Annotated in this window: 16 protein-coding genes; 9 read left to right on the top strand and 7 right to left on the bottom strand. The window is 37.8% G+C overall.

The annotated features are described in order from the left end of the window. Nucleotides 1–198: 198 nt before the first annotated feature. Complete coding sequence (gene pyrE, locus A7A78_RS03970) at nt 199–840, bottom strand: orotate phosphoribosyltransferase (RefSeq protein WP_068761154.1); 642 nt, start codon at nt 838–840, stop codon at nt 199–201. Nucleotides 841–847: 7 nt separating this feature from the next. Here pyrE and A7A78_RS03965 point away from each other — a divergent pair, with 7 nt between their 5' ends. Continuing rightward, nucleotides 848–1,477 (top strand): NUDIX hydrolase, encoded by a 630-nt coding sequence (locus tag A7A78_RS03965; protein ID WP_068761158.1) that lies wholly within the window; start codon nt 848–850, stop codon nt 1,475–1,477. Here A7A78_RS03965 and A7A78_RS03960 read toward each other — a convergent pair. Both A7A78_RS03960 and A7A78_RS03955 read right to left on the bottom strand, forming a co-directional pair. Then, a complete protein-coding gene (locus tag A7A78_RS03960; protein ID WP_068761153.1) occupies nt 1,439–3,178 on the bottom strand; it encodes a M14 family metallopeptidase in 1,740 nt (579 codons plus the stop codon). The two genes, A7A78_RS03965 and A7A78_RS03960, sit on opposite strands and share 39 nt — an antisense overlap. 111 nt (nt 3,179–3,289) lie before the next feature. Then, nucleotides 3,290–4,543, bottom strand: coding sequence for a T9SS type A sorting domain-containing protein (locus A7A78_RS03955; RefSeq protein ID WP_068761152.1), 1,254 nt, complete (start codon nt 4,541–4,543; stop codon nt 3,290–3,292). 215 nt (nt 4,544–4,758) lie between these two features. Between A7A78_RS03955 and A7A78_RS03950 the strand changes: the two genes are divergently transcribed. Both A7A78_RS03950 and A7A78_RS03945 read left to right on the top strand, forming a co-directional pair. Beyond that, a complete protein-coding gene (locus A7A78_RS03950; protein WP_068761151.1) occupies nt 4,759–5,811 on the top strand; it encodes a sensor histidine kinase in 1,053 nt (350 codons plus the stop codon). After that, the gene (locus A7A78_RS03945; RefSeq protein ID WP_068761150.1) at nt 5,808–6,503 is read left to right on the top strand and encodes a LytR/AlgR family response regulator transcription factor; all 696 of its coding nucleotides are present in this window, start codon (nt 5,808–5,810) and stop codon (nt 6,501–6,503) included. The genes A7A78_RS03950 and A7A78_RS03945 overlap by 4 nt, the downstream gene beginning before the upstream one ends. 52 nt (nt 6,504–6,555) lie before the next feature. Here A7A78_RS03945 and rho read toward each other — a convergent pair whose 3' ends face one another. Further along, on the bottom strand, nt 6,556–8,262 hold the full coding sequence (rho, locus tag A7A78_RS03940) for a transcription termination factor Rho (protein ID WP_068761149.1): 1,707 nt from the start codon (nt 8,260–8,262) through the stop codon (nt 6,556–6,558). Nucleotides 8,263–8,464: 202 nt separating this feature from the next. On the opposite strand from rho, the gene A7A78_RS03935 reads away from it, so the two are divergent. Continuing rightward, the gene (locus tag A7A78_RS03935; RefSeq protein WP_068761148.1) at nt 8,465–8,875 is read left to right on the top strand and encodes a DUF4293 domain-containing protein; all 411 of its coding nucleotides are present in this window, start codon (nt 8,465–8,467) and stop codon (nt 8,873–8,875) included. 164 nt (nt 8,876–9,039) lie between these two features. Here the strand turns inward: A7A78_RS03935 and A7A78_RS03925 are convergent, their stop codons facing one another. Next, nucleotides 9,040–9,531: a metallophosphoesterase family protein gene (locus tag A7A78_RS03925; protein ID WP_068761146.1), complete on the bottom strand. Its 492-nt coding sequence runs from the start codon at nt 9,529–9,531 to the stop codon at nt 9,040–9,042. Between the two features lie 143 nt (nt 9,532–9,674). On the opposite strand from A7A78_RS03925, the gene truA reads away from it, so the two are divergent. Further along, nucleotides 9,675–10,418 (top strand): tRNA pseudouridine(38-40) synthase TruA, encoded by a 744-nt coding sequence (gene truA, locus A7A78_RS03920; protein ID WP_068761145.1) that lies wholly within the window; start codon nt 9,675–9,677, stop codon nt 10,416–10,418. After that, complete coding sequence (locus tag A7A78_RS03915; protein WP_068761144.1) at nt 10,418–12,184, top strand: ABC transporter ATP-binding protein; 1,767 nt, start codon at nt 10,418–10,420, stop codon at nt 12,182–12,184. The genes truA and A7A78_RS03915 overlap by 1 nt, the downstream gene beginning before the upstream one ends. 2 nt (nt 12,185–12,186) lie before the next feature. Here the strand turns inward: A7A78_RS03915 and cdaA are convergent, their stop codons facing one another. After that, nucleotides 12,187–12,960, bottom strand: a complete 774-nt coding sequence (cdaA, locus tag A7A78_RS03910) for a diadenylate cyclase CdaA (RefSeq protein ID WP_068761143.1) — start codon at nt 12,958–12,960, stop codon at nt 12,187–12,189. A gap of 50 nt (nt 12,961–13,010) precedes the next feature. Further along, nucleotides 13,011–13,835 (bottom strand): dihydropteroate synthase, encoded by an 825-nt coding sequence (gene folP, locus A7A78_RS03905; protein ID WP_068761142.1) that lies wholly within the window; start codon nt 13,833–13,835, stop codon nt 13,011–13,013. A 115-nt stretch (nt 13,836–13,950) separates the two neighbouring features. Between folP and A7A78_RS03900 the strand changes: the two genes are divergently transcribed. The 3 genes from A7A78_RS03900 (at nt 13,951) to A7A78_RS03890 (ending at nt 16,709) form a co-directional block, all read left to right on the top strand. Beyond that, nucleotides 13,951–14,508 carry a DUF1599 domain-containing protein gene (locus A7A78_RS03900; protein WP_068761141.1) on the top strand — a complete coding sequence of 186 codons (558 nt, stop codon included), beginning with the start codon at nt 13,951–13,953 and terminating at the stop codon, nt 14,506–14,508. Between the two features lie 60 nt (nt 14,509–14,568). Beyond that, entirely contained in the window at nt 14,569–14,925 is a 357-nt protein-coding gene (locus A7A78_RS03895) for a four helix bundle protein (RefSeq protein ID WP_242649246.1), read from the top strand. A gap of 71 nt (nt 14,926–14,996) precedes the next feature. Next, nucleotides 14,997–16,709, top strand: coding sequence for a BT_3928 family protein (locus tag A7A78_RS03890; RefSeq protein WP_068761139.1), 1,713 nt, complete (start codon nt 14,997–14,999; stop codon nt 16,707–16,709).

Here is a 16,709-nt window from a genome sequence, read left to right as displayed (position 1 = left end):
GGCCAATCGTAAGAAGCCTTTTTCTAAAGTTCCGTCTTTGTAAGCAATCTCACATTTTACGTAAGGTGTTGCCCTTAATTCGTAATCTTGTGAAAAGCAATTAGAAAAAATAAAAAAAGCTGAGACTAAAATAATATTTTTTATCATTTGTTTCATAAATGTGCACAGCTACTGCCCACTGCTACTGAACACTGAATACTATTTCCCCCAAACAGCAGGATTCTCCCGCCATTCAGAAAGCAGCGCAGCTTCTTCAGAATTGATATATCTGGATTTTTCGGCCTCTTCCAGTAACATTTCATAATTGCTCAAAGTGTTTAAAGTAACGTTCGCATTTTTGAAATTTTCTTCCGCAGTGCTAAAACCGTAGCTGAAAATTGCGAGCATACCTTTAACGTTCGCATCGGCTTCCTTTAAAGCTTCAACGGCCAACAAACTACTTTTCCCGGTGCTGATTAGGTCTTCAACAACAACAACATTTGTGTTTTTTTCCAAATGGCCTTCAATTTTATTTTGGCGGCCGTGACCCTTTGCTTCGGGACGAACGTAGCAAAAAGGAACGTTTAAATAATCGGCAACCAAAGCGCCAATTCCTATAGCTCCAGTAGCCACGCCGGCAATCATTTCGGGCTTTCCGTAGAGTTCCTCAATTTGTTTTGCAAGGTTTTCACGGATGTAATTCCGTATCATCGGATAGGAAAGTGTAATGCGATTGTCGCAGTAAATTGGAGATTTCCATCCCGATGCCCACGTAAAAGGGTTTTGTGGTTGCAATTTTATTGCATTAATTTGCAATAGTAAGGCAGCGGTTTTTTGCGCCGTTTCTTTGTTTAATATCATGCTGCAAATGTATAAAGTTTTTGTAAAAGATATTCCCATTATTCTTTCAACGGAAGAAAATATTGGGGAGCATTACACCACCATTCCTTTAAAACAGGCGCGTTTTAAAAAGTTGGTAAAAAAAATAAACAATGGCGAACTGCTTTACGTGAACCTCTACCACAAAAATGCGGAAAAGCTGGAGCGTTTTCTTCGGAAGAAAATAAAGGTGGTTGAAGCCGCTGGTGGACTGGTCTATAACAGTAAAAAGGAGATTCTTTTTATAAGAAGAAACAAAAAGTGGGATTTGCCGAAAGGTAAAATTGAAAAAGGGGAAACCCACCGAGAGGCCGCCATTAGGGAGGTTATTGAAGAAACGGGGGTAAAGGATCTTGAAATTCGCGATTTTTTAATGACTACCTATCACGTGTTTACCCGAAACAATAAATTTCGATTGAAAATAACGTACTGGTACGATATGTTCAGTGATTATGATGGGCCATTGATTCCCGAACCCGAGGAAGGCATCAAAAAAGTAAAGTGGAAAAATTTTGAAAAATCGCAAAAAGCTTTGTTGGATTCCTATGAAAATATAAAATTGCTTTTCCCAAAAGAATATCTAACCACCCACCCGAACGATAGGATAACGGAGGTGTGATTTTTCGTAATAGGGCGATTGTTTGTGAATCCAATCCAATTGCAAATACCAATTATTGGCAAAGGTGGAATCGGTTTTCTTTTTGGCTTCAAATTCCTTTTTTATTGCAGGGTTTTCATTCAGAAATTTTTCAGCCATATCTTCCCAAACGTAGGGAGAAAAACCTTCTTTTTGCTGAAGGATTGCATCGAAGAAATTCCAGTTAAAAAATGAATCAATCGCAGATGGTTCCAAAGTTTCCAATAGATAACGAACGCCCGGCTGCTGGGTTTTTATTAAAATATCCCCAGCTTTTATAGAAACATTTTCAATTTTTTTTGATACTTCTGTTTTGTAATGAAGATAATGCCCCTCAAATGGGCTTTTCACGGTTTCAAAACTTTTTATGTGATAAACTTCCGCTGAAATGGTAGAATCATTTTTGACTACTGAAAATTCAATTTTGTTCAATTTCAAAAGTTCCGTAACATTCCAATAACCTGCCGGAACAATATATGCCGAAGGAATTGTCACGGAATCCATTGCTTTGAAATTATTGTAATATGTAACATCTTTTGTAAATGGTTTGTCGCGGAAATATTTTAAACGATTGGCACCAGTTATATTGCTTGGCACCATTTTTCCTTCAAAACCTTTAAATTTAAGCGTGGATGTTTTTGACGAATCTACTTCCCATGAAATTGGGTAATAGTTGCCAACTTTATATTTTTCCAAGGATTTCTTCCGAAGATTTTTTATTGTTGAAGCATCCGCATCTGCAATATTTATAAAAGTTTTCATCAACTCATAAGTGCCTTCAACTCTTTGTTTGTAGGGTTTCAGCATATGTGTTTCCACAATTAAACCCAACGCATTGAACAAGGTTGTGTACCCAGAGGAATACCGTGGCGAATCCATAAATTGTTGAAAACCACTTTCGGGTACTTGGTTGAAAACATTCACGTAAGGCGTGATATCCCAATTTTTTTGTTGAAGCGAATTCTCTAATTGTGGCATTAGTGAAGTGTGCAAATAATTTCCCAATTCACCACCCAATTTATCGTGTTGTGTAAAAAGATGTGTAAGCACATATTGATAGTCCGCACCATTGCTAACGTGGTTATCAATAAATAAATCCGGATTCAGCAAATGAAAAATTTCGGCGAAAGCGCGGGCATTTTTTGTGTCACTTTTTATAAAATCACGGTTTAGATCATAATTTCTCGCATTGCCGCGAAACCCGTATTCCTCGGGACCGTTTTGATTGGTACGGCTTGTACTGTTTCGGTTTAAAGCACCGCCGATGTTATAAATTGGAATGGTTGCTATAATCGTGTTTTTTGGCGAAGGAATTTTATTTTCGGCCAAATCCCGAAAAAGCAGCATCGTGGCATCAATTCCGTCGGGTTCTCCTGGATGGATACCATTGTTTATTAACAGAAGATTTTTGCCGTTTTTTGAAAAGTTTTCTTTTGAATGTTTTTCATTTTGGGGATCAAAAATAATTACATGAAGCGGAAGACCGCTATCCGTTTCGCCCATTTGAAATATTGAGATGGAAGGATATTTTATTGCGAGGGAAGTATAATAGTAGATGGTTTCAGCATAGGTTGCCGCTTTTAGACCGTTTGAACTTTCAAATGTTGTAGTGAATGTTTGTGCAAGGGTGGAATTTGTCATTAAAAAAATAGACAGGCAAAAAAGTACAAAAATTGGCTTCATAAAAAGTTTTTATCAAATATATGGAAAGTACATTTTTAATTTTGGTTGCAATCAATATAAAAAGGGTGCTAAAATTTTAGCACCCTAACCCAATAAACAAAAGAATACTAACTAATTTGAAACCAACATTTTTTTCGTTTTTGAATTGCCATTCTGCGAAACGGTGCAGAAATACATTCCATTGGTAATATTCAACCCTTCTAAAGGAATGGTATAATTTCCTGCAACATTTGCAATACTTTCATATTTGGAAACAATTCTGCCGTTATTATCTATAATCATAACATCTACATTACCATCTTCAAGAATGCAAAAATTTACTTTTTGTATGCTGTCATTTAAAATTTTGAAATTTTGGATTCCGCATTCATTTGTTGAATACTCGCCTATTGAAAGACTGCCTTCCTGCAAAAAAATCTCTGTTTCAAAAAGATAATCGGTTTGAAATCCGGAAGCACAGATCAATTTTGAAGTATCACCAATAAAAACGGAACCACTATTCCCCGTTACCCAAGCGGTGGGTTTTGAGGGTAATTGCCGCCAGAAATCGGTATCGGGATTGTAGAAATACGTTTCATCGGAAAAAGTCTCAAAAGTATTGTCTGTACTTCCGCCCGTCATGATTACGCCATCGCGCCAAGTTTGGGCTTCGAAAAAAGTTCGCGTTTGTCCGGGAAAAGGTGTTTTTTCTTCCCAAGTAATTAGGGAACGGTCGTTTGCATCAATGGTTCCAACCCAAACGGTGTTCCAATAATTGGTTGACATAAACCCATCGCTGCCGCACATATACACCATTTTATTGCCGTGTATTGCAAAACCACCCCAGCTTATACTGCTTCCCGGTGGCAGCATTGGGGTAGCTTCCCGCCAGCGATTGTAAGTACTGTTATACAAATAAGTTTTGTGCTGATAGCCGCCAACCACATAAATCAAACTGTCTTGGTATGAAACCGCTCTGGCGTCCACAATGGTTCGGGGAAAATCTGCCGCGTCCGTCCATGTATCTGAAGCGATGTTGTATTTCCGAACCTTTCTTATTGCATTTCCCGGCGTGGTCAACAGTCCGCCAATCGTATAAATCGTGTCTTTTAAAATAGCGATGGAACCTCCCAAAAGCTGCGTGGGTGGCGGCGCAACGTTGGTCCAAGTATCTGTGCTTAGTTGATAGCGCTGCGTAATTGGAGTGATAATTCCATCCTGATTTCTTCCCGAAACCATAAAAAGATACCCATCGCTGCCACTGCTGTAGCCTATTGTTTGCCCGGCGCGTATTCGTTCCGGAATATCGGCGCCCGCGCTCCATTGGGCTATTGCATTTGGAATTGCAAGTGAGAAAAATACAATATAAAATAGAAGTTTTTTCATAATGATTAGTTTAGAATTCACTTAAAATTAAGTCATTATAGAGTCTCTAAATTCAAACTGTTGCAGATGCATGCTATTCGTCAATGGAAAGCATTTTTCAGTTTATGAAGCGTAATTATTTATAAAAATCCACTGAAAATTACCGTTGGTATGCACAAACCGGTTGTTTGTAGCAATTTTTGAAAAACTCAAATCCAAAACTGTATTTTTATGCAATGCAAAAAAGATGGATTAAACACCTTTTCTTTTGGTTGGCTTACCATTCGTTTGAAGTCTATACAGACTTTTTATGGATGCTGAACCAATACAATCTTTCGGTTTGGGAAGCTTTCAAAATGTCTTTCATTGCTGAAACCGTGATCCTTTTGGCCATAAAACTGCCAATGGTTTACATCATGTTTCATTTTCTTTCAAAATATACCGTTGAAAGACCCAACCGCTGGAAACTCGTTTTTTCGCTGAGTACAATCCTTATTTTGTTCAGCATTTTGGCGCAGCTCATTATAGTTTACATGCTTTTGCCCACCATTTATAAAGACGTGAACATAGTCGAAACCTTTGCTTTTCAGGGAATAGTCAACTCGTTTATGGATAAGGTATTTATTGCCTGCTTGGCAATTGCATTAAAACAAATGTCCAACAGCCAGCGGCTTCGCGATAGGGAACAATTGCTGATAAAGGAAAAGTTGGGAACCGAACTCAGTCTTTTAAAATCGCAAATCAATCCGCATTTTCTGTTTAATACCTTGAATAATATTTATTCCTTGGCGCGAAAAAAATCTGACAAAACGCCCGAAGTTGTGCTGAAACTATCAAAACTACTGCGGTTTGTGATGTATGAAACAAAGCATCAATATATTTCTGGGGGGAAAGAATTGGAGTTTTTAAAGGATTATATTGAATTGCATAAAATTCGTTACGACGACCGACTTAAAATAAATTTCAATTATGAATTGGATGATTTGAATGCGCAAATAATGCCCAACATTTTAACGCCTTTTGTTGAAAATGCTTTTAAGCACGGCGCAAGCCAATCGACAATGCTTTCTTTTATATCAATTGAATTGAAACTTGTAAAAAATGAATTGTATTTTAAAGTAGAGAATTCATTTGAACCTATTGAAATTACTGAGGAAGAAGAAGGAATTGGTCTAAAAAATTTGAACCGTCAATTGGAGTTGATGTATAAAAATTTTAACCTTCAAACGAAGAAGGAAAACCAAAAATTCACTGCGGAACTTTCACTTAATTTAAGCCAAAAACTATGACGATTCGATGCATTGTTGTTGAAGACGAGCCGTTGGCGATGGATGTAATGGTCGATTTTATCAGCCAAGTTCCATTTCTTAAATTGGAAAAAACCTACACCGATGCAATAGCCGCGATGAAAATTTTAAATGAAAAGAAAATCGATTTAATTTTTCTCGATATTCATTTGCCAAAACTGAAAGGTTTGGATTTTTTAAGCACTTTGAAAAACCCGCCAATGGTAATCATTACGACTGCTTATCACGAATTTGCTTTGAAAAGTTATGATTACAATGTGTTGGATTATCTATTGAAACCCATTGAATTCAGTCGATTTATGGTTGCGGTCCAAAAAGCTGCAAGCCAATCAAACAAAGAAATTATTCCTTCCGAAGAAAAAGGAAACGAGGGATTGTTTTTCATCGTAAATAAAAAGAAAGCTCGCGTTGCATTTCAATCCATAATTTACATTGAAAGTCAGCGGGAAAACGTGAAAATTGTTACTGAAAACAATACAATTCAAACCCGAATTGCCATCAGCGAAGTGGAAAAACAGTTGCCGGAAAATTTTATTCGAATCCATCGATCCTATATTGTTTCAAAACCAAAAATAGATTTTGTGGATGCACAGGAAATTGAAATTCGCGGCAAGCGTTTGCCCATTGGCAGAAGTTATAAAAGCGAAGTGCATTCAGCTTTGGGCATCAAATAAAAATCCCCGAAAACTAGAGCTTTCGGGGATTGTTTTTATAATGAAAGAATTTTTATCCGTTCATCGAAATCAAAAACTCTTCATTATTTCGAGTTTGTTTTATTCGATCGTTTATGAATTCCATAGCTTCCACAGGGTTCATATCTGCAAGATATTTGCGCATTACCCACATACGTTGAATAACGTTTTCGTCAAGCAATAGATCGTCGCGACGCGTACTTGAAGAAGTAAGGTCGATGGCAGGGAAAATTCTTCGGTTGGAAATTTTTCTATCCAACTGAAGCTCCATATTTCCAGTTCCTTTGAATTCCTCAAAAATAACTTCGTCCATTTTTGATCCGGTTTCCGTAAGTGCGGTAGCAATGATGGTCAAAGAACCACCATTTTCAATATTTCGTGCGGCACCAAAGAAACGCTTCGGTTTGTGAAGCGCATTTGCATCCACACCACCACTCAATATTTTTCCACTCGCTGGTTGAACCGTGTTGTAAGCTCTCGCTAAACGTGTAATGGAATCCAAAAGAATCACCACATCGTGGCCACATTCTACCAATCTCTTCGCTTTGTCAATCACAATATTCGCAACACGAACGTGCTCACTGGCTTCTTTGTCGAAGGTTGAAGCAACCACTTCGCCGCGAACGTTTCGTTGCATATCTGTAACTTCTTCAGGGCGCTCATCAATCAAAAGAATGATTTGATAAACCTCCGGATGGTTTGCTGCAATTGCATTTGCAATATCTTTCAGCAACATCGTTTTACCGGTTTTTGGTTGCGAAACAATCATTCCGCGTTGTCCTTTTCCGATTGGTGCAAAAAGATCTATAATTCTTGTTGAAATTGTACTCTGCTTATCCGCAAGGTTGAATTTTTCCTGTGGGAAAAGCGGCGTTAAATGCTCAAAAGAAACACGGTCGCGAACCACATTTGGGTTCAAACCGTTTATTTTGCTCACTTTTATTAAAGGAAAATATTTTTCACCTTCTTTTGGCGGACGCACTTCACCCAAAACCGTATCTCCGGTTTTTAATCCGAAAAGACGAATCTGTGATTGCGAAACGTAAATATCATCGGGAGACGATAGATAATTATAGTCGCTTGAGCGCAAGAAACCGTATCCATCCTGCATAATGTCTAAAACACCTTCGCTTTCTATAATGCCGTCAAACTCATAATCTGGCTCGCGATAACGGTTTCGGGAATCTTTGTTTCCGTTTTTGTTGTCGTGGACGTTACCGTCTTTTTGTTTGTGGTTTTGGTGTTTTTGGCGGTTGTCAGAATTTGGGTTTTCGTTCCGCTGATTCTTTTGTCTATTGTCGTTATCGTTTGAATTTGATTTTTGGTGCTGCGGTTTTTTGTCGCTCTCCCTTTTATCATTTTTATCGTTATTTGAACGCTTGTCATCATTTGATTTTTTCTCATCATCACTTTTTTTATTGTGATGTGATTTTTGATGTTGCGGTTTGTTGGGGCGATTGTCGTTCCTTTGGGGGCGAGGCTTTTGCTCCTTGCTTTGGTTTTCTTTTGGAGCGGGTTTTGGCGTTTCGGTTTTTTCAGATTCCACTTTTTTGGTCTCTGGAGAAACTTCTTCCGATTTGATGACAGCTTTTACCGCTTTAGGGTTGGCAGCTTGGTAGTCAAGAATTTGATACACCAAATCCAATTTTTTTTGAGTGCGGTACTTTGGCACATTAAGTTCTTTGGCTATATCCTGAAGCTCAGGAAGCTTTTTATCTTTTAATTCTGAAATTTCAAACATGTAGAAAATACTGTAGTTTAAGTTGATACTATTTGTTCCTGTTGAGAAGGTAAGTACGTTGAAAAAATTTTCGAAGACTAAGTAACCTTTGTTGAGTTGGTTACGAATAGATACTGCAATAATACAATAATAAATTAAAAAGTACTGTTATTTTTTTTAAAAAGATAGCGTATTTTTGCTCCGCAATAGAGTTTTAAAAAAAATGATACAACGCGTCCAAACAATCTATTTAATTGTTTCTGCCATAATTATGGGAGCCTTGTTTATGTGGTTTCCTGTGGTTTTGGGCAAAGATGGTTCTGTAGTTATGGAGCGCAACGAGCCTTTAATTTTCGGGTTGGTCTTTGTTTCTATTGCATTGGCTATTATTTCAATTTTAAGTTTTAAAAAACGGCAAATGCAGTTTGTGCTCAACCGTTTAAACATCATATCAAACTTTGTATTACTGGGAGTTTTCGTTTACAGATTGCTAACGTTATCCGGAGAAACTATAGTTTCAGAGAAGGGTATTGGGGTAGTACTTCCCATCATTTCTATCGTATTTTTAGTGCTGGCCAACAAGGCCATAAAAAGGGATGAGGACCTCGTAAAATCTGTTGATCGTTTACGATAAACCGATCTTAGTATATTAGTGCAGGACCCCTGAAGGCGCCACCTTTAGGGGTTTTTTGCTTTTTATTGGGGTGTGGATGCAGGTTGCAGGTTGAAAATTTTTTATTTCCAAATCCCAAATCCCAAATTTCTCGTCGCTCGTCGCTCGCAACTCGTTGTTCCAATTTACTTCTCAAATTCAATAACTTCCAAATTCTGAATTTTTTCACCATCAATTTCAAAACGCAACATAGTGCGAACTTTTTGGAAACCGTGTTTGCCAACTGCGCCAGGATTCATATGAAGTAGTTTCGTGGTTTTATCAGGCATCACTTTCAGAATATGTGAGTGACCACATATAAATATCTTCGGGGGATTGGAATAAATTTCTTGCCTAATTGACGGATTATACCTTCCTGGATAACCGCCAATATGCGTAATCCAAACATCAACCCCTTCACACATAAAACGGTTATGAAGCGGAAATTCCATTCGCGCTTCAGTGCTGTCAATATTTCCGTAAACCGCTCGCAAGGGTTTTAGTTGTTTAATTGCATCTGTAACAGAAAGATCACCAATATCGCCGGCATGCCACACTTCATCTGCCTGCTTTACGTGTTTCAGGATTTTTTCGTCTATGTAGCTGTGAGTGTCGCTAAGAAGCAGGATTTTTTTCAATTTGGATTTTTAAATATTATTTCTCAACTCATCAACTTCTAAACTCATCGACTTTTGGAAATACGAAGGTATTAAGTTTTTCAAATTTATAACAGAAATGCTGGCTGGTAAATTGTAATTTTGTCAATTCCGAAAAAAAAGATTTGCGATATTTTATTGAAATAGCCTACAACGGCAAAAACTATTTTGGATGGCAGCGCCAACCCGAGCAAATTAGCGTACAGCAGGTTTTGGAAGAAACGCTTTCCACCTTGCTTCGGAAGGAAATTAAGCTAACCGGAGCGGGCAGGACCGATTCCGGCGTTCACGCTAAACAATTGTTTGCACATTTTGATTTTGAAGAAATTGAAAGCTTTGACGATTTTATTTTTAGAATAAACTCCTTTCTTCCAAAAGATATTTCCATAAAAAATATTTTTGCAGTAAAGGAAGATGCCCACGCTCGTTTTGATGCTGTTGAAAGGGAATACGAATATATTATTTCGCTTGAAAAAGACCCTTTTTCTCAGGATTTTGCTTTTCAAATAAATAACAAACCCGATGTGGATTTAATGGACGAAGCAGCAAAATTGCTATTAAACCATAAAGATTTTCAATGCTTTTCGCGCTCAAAAACCGATGTAAAAACGTACAATTGCACAATTGTGAAAGCGTTTTGGGGGGTAAAAAATAATAGGCTTATTTTTACCATTGCTGCAGATCGTTTTCTTAGAAATATGGTTCGCGCAATTGTGGGAACTCTTTTGGACGTTGGTTACGGAAAGACTTCCTTGGAAGAATTTAAAGAAATATTGAAAAGTAAAAGTAGGGAAGAGGCAGGCGCTTCAGCACCGGCTCACGGATTGTATTTAACGAAAGTTGTCTATCCTGAAAACATAAAAGTATAATGGCAGAATCCACAGGTAACGCATTCGATTTCAAACTATTTAAGCGTTTGTTGGCTTATACAAAACCGTATAAATTGATATTCTATTTTGTCGCATTGGCGGCAATTGTAATGTCAGTTCTTGCAGTATTGCGCCCCTATCTTTTAAAATTGGCCATTGATAATTCCATGGTGCCAAAAGATGGCGACGAATTTATGAAGTACGTCATTTTAATGGTTGTCGTTCTTTTATTGGAAGTTATTTTTCAATTCGCCTTTATCTTTTACACAAATTGGCTGGGCCAAAGCGTAATCCGCGATATGCGCCAACGATTGTTCCGGTTGATGATGAGTTTCAAAATGCAGTATTTTGACAAAAGTGCCTTGGGAAGATTGACAACCCGCGCCGTGAACGATGTGGAAACCATTTCCAGTATTTTCAGCGAAGGGCTTTTTATGATTATCAGCGATTTGCTTAAAATGCTTGTTATTGCTGGATTTATGCTTTATCAAAGTTGGCGGTTGTCTTTGATCGTTTTTATTGTTTTGCCTTTCATTCTATATGCAACCCGCGTTTTTCAAAAAGCGATGAAAGTTGCCTTTGAAGACGTACGGAACCAAGTTGCGAACCTCAATACATTTGTGCAGGAACGCATTACCGGAATGAAAATAGTACAGATTTTCACCCGTGAAAAAACCGAGTACGAACGTTTTAAGGAAATTAACGCAGATCACCGGAAAGCGTGGATAAAAACAGTTTGGTACAACTCTATTTTCTTTCCAATTGCAGAGATGACGGGAGCTGTGGCTACAGGATTGGTTGTTTGGTACGGAGGGTTGAACGTAGTTGCGGGCGGTGTAATTACACTCGGAATTATTACAGCTTTCATTCAATATGCTGAAATGCTTTTTAGACCGTTGCGGCAGATTGCCGATAAGTTCAATACCCTGCAAATGGGGATGGTTGCCGCAAACCGTGTTTTTGGAATTCTCGATACCGAATCGCATATTGCAGATACGGGAACGGTTGATTACAAAAGCACGAAAGGTGAAATTGAATTTAAAAACGTTCACTTTGGTTATAATGAGGATGAAGAAGTAATTAAGGGGATTTCATTTAAAGCGAATCCGGGCGAAACCATTGCTATAGTTGGTGCAACGGGAGCGGGAAAAAGTACGATCATCAATTTGTTGAACCGTTTTTATGAAATTAACAGTGGTGAAATTTTGATCGATGGAATCTCGTTAAAGGAATACAAACTCGCCTCATTGCGAGGCCAAATTGCAGTGGTTTTGCAGGATGTTTTCCTTTTTGCGGATTCAATTTTGAATAATATTACGCTCAATAATCCAAACATTTCCGAAGAAGAAGTTATAGTCGCGGCAAAGGAGATTGGCGTGCACAAATTTATTGCATCACTTCCCGATGGTTATCATTACAATGTAAAAGAACGCGGCAGCATGCTTTCTTCGGGGCAGCGACAGTTGATTGCTTTTCTTCGGGCATACGTGAGCAAACCGAGCATTTTGGTTTTGGATGAGGCAACTTCTTCCGTAGATACCTATTCCGAGGAAATGATCCAAACGGCTACCGATAAAATAACGAAAGGCCGAACTTCAATAGTAATTGCCCACAGATTAGCAACCATTAAAAAAGCGGATAAAATTATTGTGATGGATGCTGGGAAAATTGTGGAAGAAGGCACGCACAAAGAATTGTTGAAACTCCAAAACGGTTTTTATAGAAATCTTTACGAGGTGCAATTTATGGCGGAAGAAGCTATTTAAGGTTAGCTTAAATCCTTCTTTAAAATTTTAAGCAGTTCGTCAGTATCTTCAAAAAGCACAAAATCACCGTCCTTTAAATAGGAAATCTGACCATTTTCTTCGGAAACAACTAAACAAACAGCATCTGTTTTTTCAGTGATACCAACGGCTGCACGATGCCGAAGCCCAAAACGTAACGGAATTTTTTTGTCATTGGAAACGGGCAAGATAACCCGTGTTGCAGTAATTCTGTTTTCTTCAATAATCATCGCGCCATCGTGCAACGGGCTATTTTTGAAAAAAACACTTTCAATAATGGGCTGGTTCACTTCCAAGTTCATTTTGTCCCCGGTATTTTTCACAAAATCAAGGCTATTGTTTCGCTGAAGCACAATTAAAGCACCCGTATTGGTGCTTGACATTTTTTTGCAAGCGGTAATTATTCCTTCCAAATTAGTCTTAAGACCAGAATCATTCCCCGAAAATCGAAACTGTTTCAAAAACCGGCGCCTCGCGTTAAAGTTGGTTGAACCCAACATTAAAAGAAATTTCCTGATTTCCGGTTGAAAAACCACCACCAAAGCAAACATTCCTACCCCGAGAAACTCTCCCAGAATTTTGCTCAAAAGCTCCATTTCCAAAAGACGGGTAACAATATTTATGGCGATAACGATAATTATCCCTACCAAAATATTGATTGCTACAGTACCTTTCACCAAATTATAGAGATAGTAGAGCAGAGAGGCCACTAGGACAATGTCTACAATATCTATAATCCGAATGTCTAGAAAATCCAAAGGGGTGTGTTTTTTTGTAAAAGTACTTTAAAAATTTTAATGGATTGCGTTCAGGATTTGAGGTTTTCAAACAATTTTACACATTCCACTGCTTCTTTCACATCGTGAACTCTCAAGATTGAAGCTCCTTTTAAAAGTGCGATAGTGTTGAGGGAAGTGGTTCCGTTTAAAGCATTTTCTGCGGAAGTTGCCAGCGTTTTATATATCATCGATTTTCGTGAAAGACCGGCTAAAGTTGGAATTTCCAAATTTTTAAAAAGCTCAAGATTATTCAAAAGCTGAAAACTTTGTTCACGGGTTTTCGCAAAACCAAATCCCGGATCGGCAATAATATCGTTTATTCCTTCAGCACGTGCCAGCGTAATTTTTTCTGATAAATCCTTTAAAACATCAACCGTTACGTTTTTGTAATCGGTGAGTTTTGTCATTGTTTTTGGGGTGCCGCGCATGTGCATCAAAATGTACGGAACTTTTAGTTTTGCCACGGTTTTATACATTTCATTATCTAAAATTCCGCCTGAAACATCATTCACAATTGCACTTCCTGCTTCAACTGCTTTTTTTGCAACTTCACTTCGGAAAGTATCTATGGAAATTAAAGTTTCGGGAAACTTTTTCAGAATACTTTCAATCGCACCAGCAACTCTTTTAATTTCCTCGGTTTCTGAAATTTCTTCCGCACCTGGCCGTGTGCTGTAACCGCCAATATCCAAAAATGTGGCACCTTCCGAAAGCATTTTTTCGGCTTGCTTCAGAATTTCTTTTTCAGAAAAAGTTTTTCCGCCGTCATAAAATGAATCGGGCGTTACGTTTATAATGCCCATCACTTTTGGACTGGAAAGGTCTATAAGGTTGCCTCGGCAATTGATTGTCATTTTTTTCAACTTTAATTTTGAAAAGATAAAGTGCTATTCACAAATAACTTTAAGCTTTCAACTTTGAACTTTAAACTATTTAAGCGAAATTTACGCAAAATCTTACAAACCACTAATGGCCGATACTTCAAATCAATACAACGACCAGATTGAAAAATGCAGGGAGCTGTTTATCAAGAAAATGCACGATTACGGAAGTGCGTGGCGCATTCTTCGACTTCCTTCCCTTACCGACCAAATTTTTATAAAAGCACAGCGCATACGCGGTTTGCAAAAAAATAAAGAACAAAAAATAGCTGAAGATGAGACCAGCGAGTTTATTGGAATTGTAAATTATTCAATAATGGCGCTGATTCAATTGGACAAAGGCGTGGTGGAACAACCAGATATGTCTTTGGAAGAAGCAACTCAACTTTATGATGAGCAAGTGGCGAAAACGAAACAGTTGATGCTAGATAAAAATCACGATTACGGCGAAGCTTGGCGCGATATGCGGGTAAGTTCGCTGACGGATTTAATTCTTCAGAAATTATTGCGCGTAAAACAAATTGAAAACAATAGCGGGAAAACTTTGGTTTCGGAAGGAATTGATGCGAATTATCAGGATATGATTAATTATGCGGTTTTTGCGCTAATTCATTTAAATGAATCAGCGCAAAAACCGCGTAATTAAAATCCCAAAATTAAAAAGCTTGAAATTCCAAAAACGGATACTTAAAATTTTGAAAATATTATGACCATACAAATGGATTCAAAATATGATTTAGAAGAAAGAACTTTTCAATTTGCCAATGATTGTCGTAAGATGATAAGTTCTTTAAAGTTTTCGTCAGCTAACGTGGAAGATGGAAAGCAATTGATAAAATCTTCAGGTTCAATAGGGGCTAATTATATTGAAGCAAATGAAAAGTTAGGTGAAAAAGATTTCGTTTTTCGTCTTAAAATAGCAAGAAAAGAAGCAAAGGAATCACGTTATTGGTTGAGGTTATTAAAAACTGGAAATCCCGAAATAAAAGAAATAGACAAATTAATAAATGAATCGGAAGAGCTTAGAAAAATACTTTCCGCAATAATCAAAAAGTTTGAGTAGTGCTTTGGAATTTCTTTGGAATTTGGTACTTGAAATTTGGAATTTTTAATAAAGTTAGAATTTTATAATTTATGAAATATTTAGTTGGAATATCACGAGTAATCGTTGGCGTATTATTTATAATCAGCGGATTGATAAAGTTGAACGATCCCGTTGGGTTTTCATTCAAACTGAAAGATTACTTCGCGCCCGAAGTTTTGGACCTTGGATTTTTGGTTCCGTATGCTTTGTTGATAGCTATATTCTTAGTGATTTTCGAAGTCTTGGTTGGTGTGGCATTGCTGTTGGGATATTTAAAAAAATTCACGCTTTGGGCCTTATTGCTTATGATTGTGTTTTTCACATTCCTAACTTTTTATTCGGCCTATTTCAACAAAGTAACCGATTGCGGTTGTTTTGGAGATGCTATTCCGCTTACGCCGTGGGAATCTTTTAGCAAAGATATTGTGCTTTTGGTTTTGGTTTTGATTCTTTTTATTGGAAGAAAATACATCCAGCCATTTTTCACAAAAGGGACGCGAAGCATTATCATTTTTGCATCTTTCGTAGTTTGCCTTGGAATAACTTATTATGTTTTATTACATCTTCCGATAATTGATTTCCGTCCGTATAAAATTGGCGCGAATATCAAAGAAGGAATGACCGTTCCTGAAAATGCGCCAGCTCCGGTTTATGAATACAATTGGAAATTTAAAGTGAACGGCGAAGAAAAAACAATAACCACAAACGGCGAATATCCTCAAGTTGACGGGGAATTGATAAGCACCGAAACCGAAATGATCCAAGAAGGCTACACGCCGCCAATCCACGATTTCACAATGGAAAGGGACGGAGAGGATTATACAGCCCAGTTTTTGGATGAAGAAAATCTCGTGGTTATTATTGCGTATAGTTTAGGGAATACTGAAAAGGACGGATTCATTCCTGTAAAGGAAATTACCGATAAGGCTTTGAAAAATGGTTATAATGTTATTGGTCTTTCGGCTTCTTCCCAAGAAATGACGGAAGCTTTGACGGAAGAATACAAGCTGAATTTCAAATTTTATTTCTGTGATGAAACCACTTTGAAAACCATTGTCCGCAGTAATCCAGGGATTTTGGAACTTGATAACGGAACCATTAAACAAAAACTTCACTGGAACGATGCTGAAAAATTGCAGCTTCCCGTAGTTGAAAACGCAAAACCAAAGTTGGACCTTTCTTTAAAGCAACGTTTGGACAGCATAGCAGTGCTTGATCAAAAATACCGAAAGTTGATGCAGACACAATCTTTGGATGAACGGAAAAAGCTTGGCGAAAGCATGGGGCTTTCCGAAGCAGAATACAGCGGTGATCTTTCGCAGATGCAAAGTGTTTTGGACAGCGTAAATATGATTTTTATTGAAAAATATTTTATTCAAAAAGGCTATCCGGGCAAATCTGTAGTTGGTGAAGAATCAAGTCTTGTTGCGTGGAATGTGCTGCAACACAACCCAGATAAAATTCCACTTTACTTACCATTGGTAAAGAAAGCTGCTGAAGCTGGCGAAATACCCAAAACTTCCGCCGCCATGATGGAAGACCGCTATTTGATGATGGAAGGGAAACCACAAATATACGGCACACAGGGAATGACGTACGATGATGCCCGTGGCTCATTTATATGGCCCATTGAAAATCCTGAAACGGTAAACCAAAGAAGAAAAGAAGCAGGTTTTGAAGAAACTGTTGAGGAATATGCCAAAATTCTTTTCGGCGACGACTTTGTATATGAGCCTCGCTCCATAGAACAAATAAAACAATAA

Origin of the sequence: Aequorivita soesokkakensis (assembly GCF_001641085.1) — a bacterium.
Classification (GTDB): domain Bacteria; phylum Bacteroidota; class Bacteroidia; order Flavobacteriales; family Flavobacteriaceae; genus Aequorivita; species Aequorivita soesokkakensis.
This window is presented reverse-complemented; position numbering and strand designations above follow the sequence as displayed.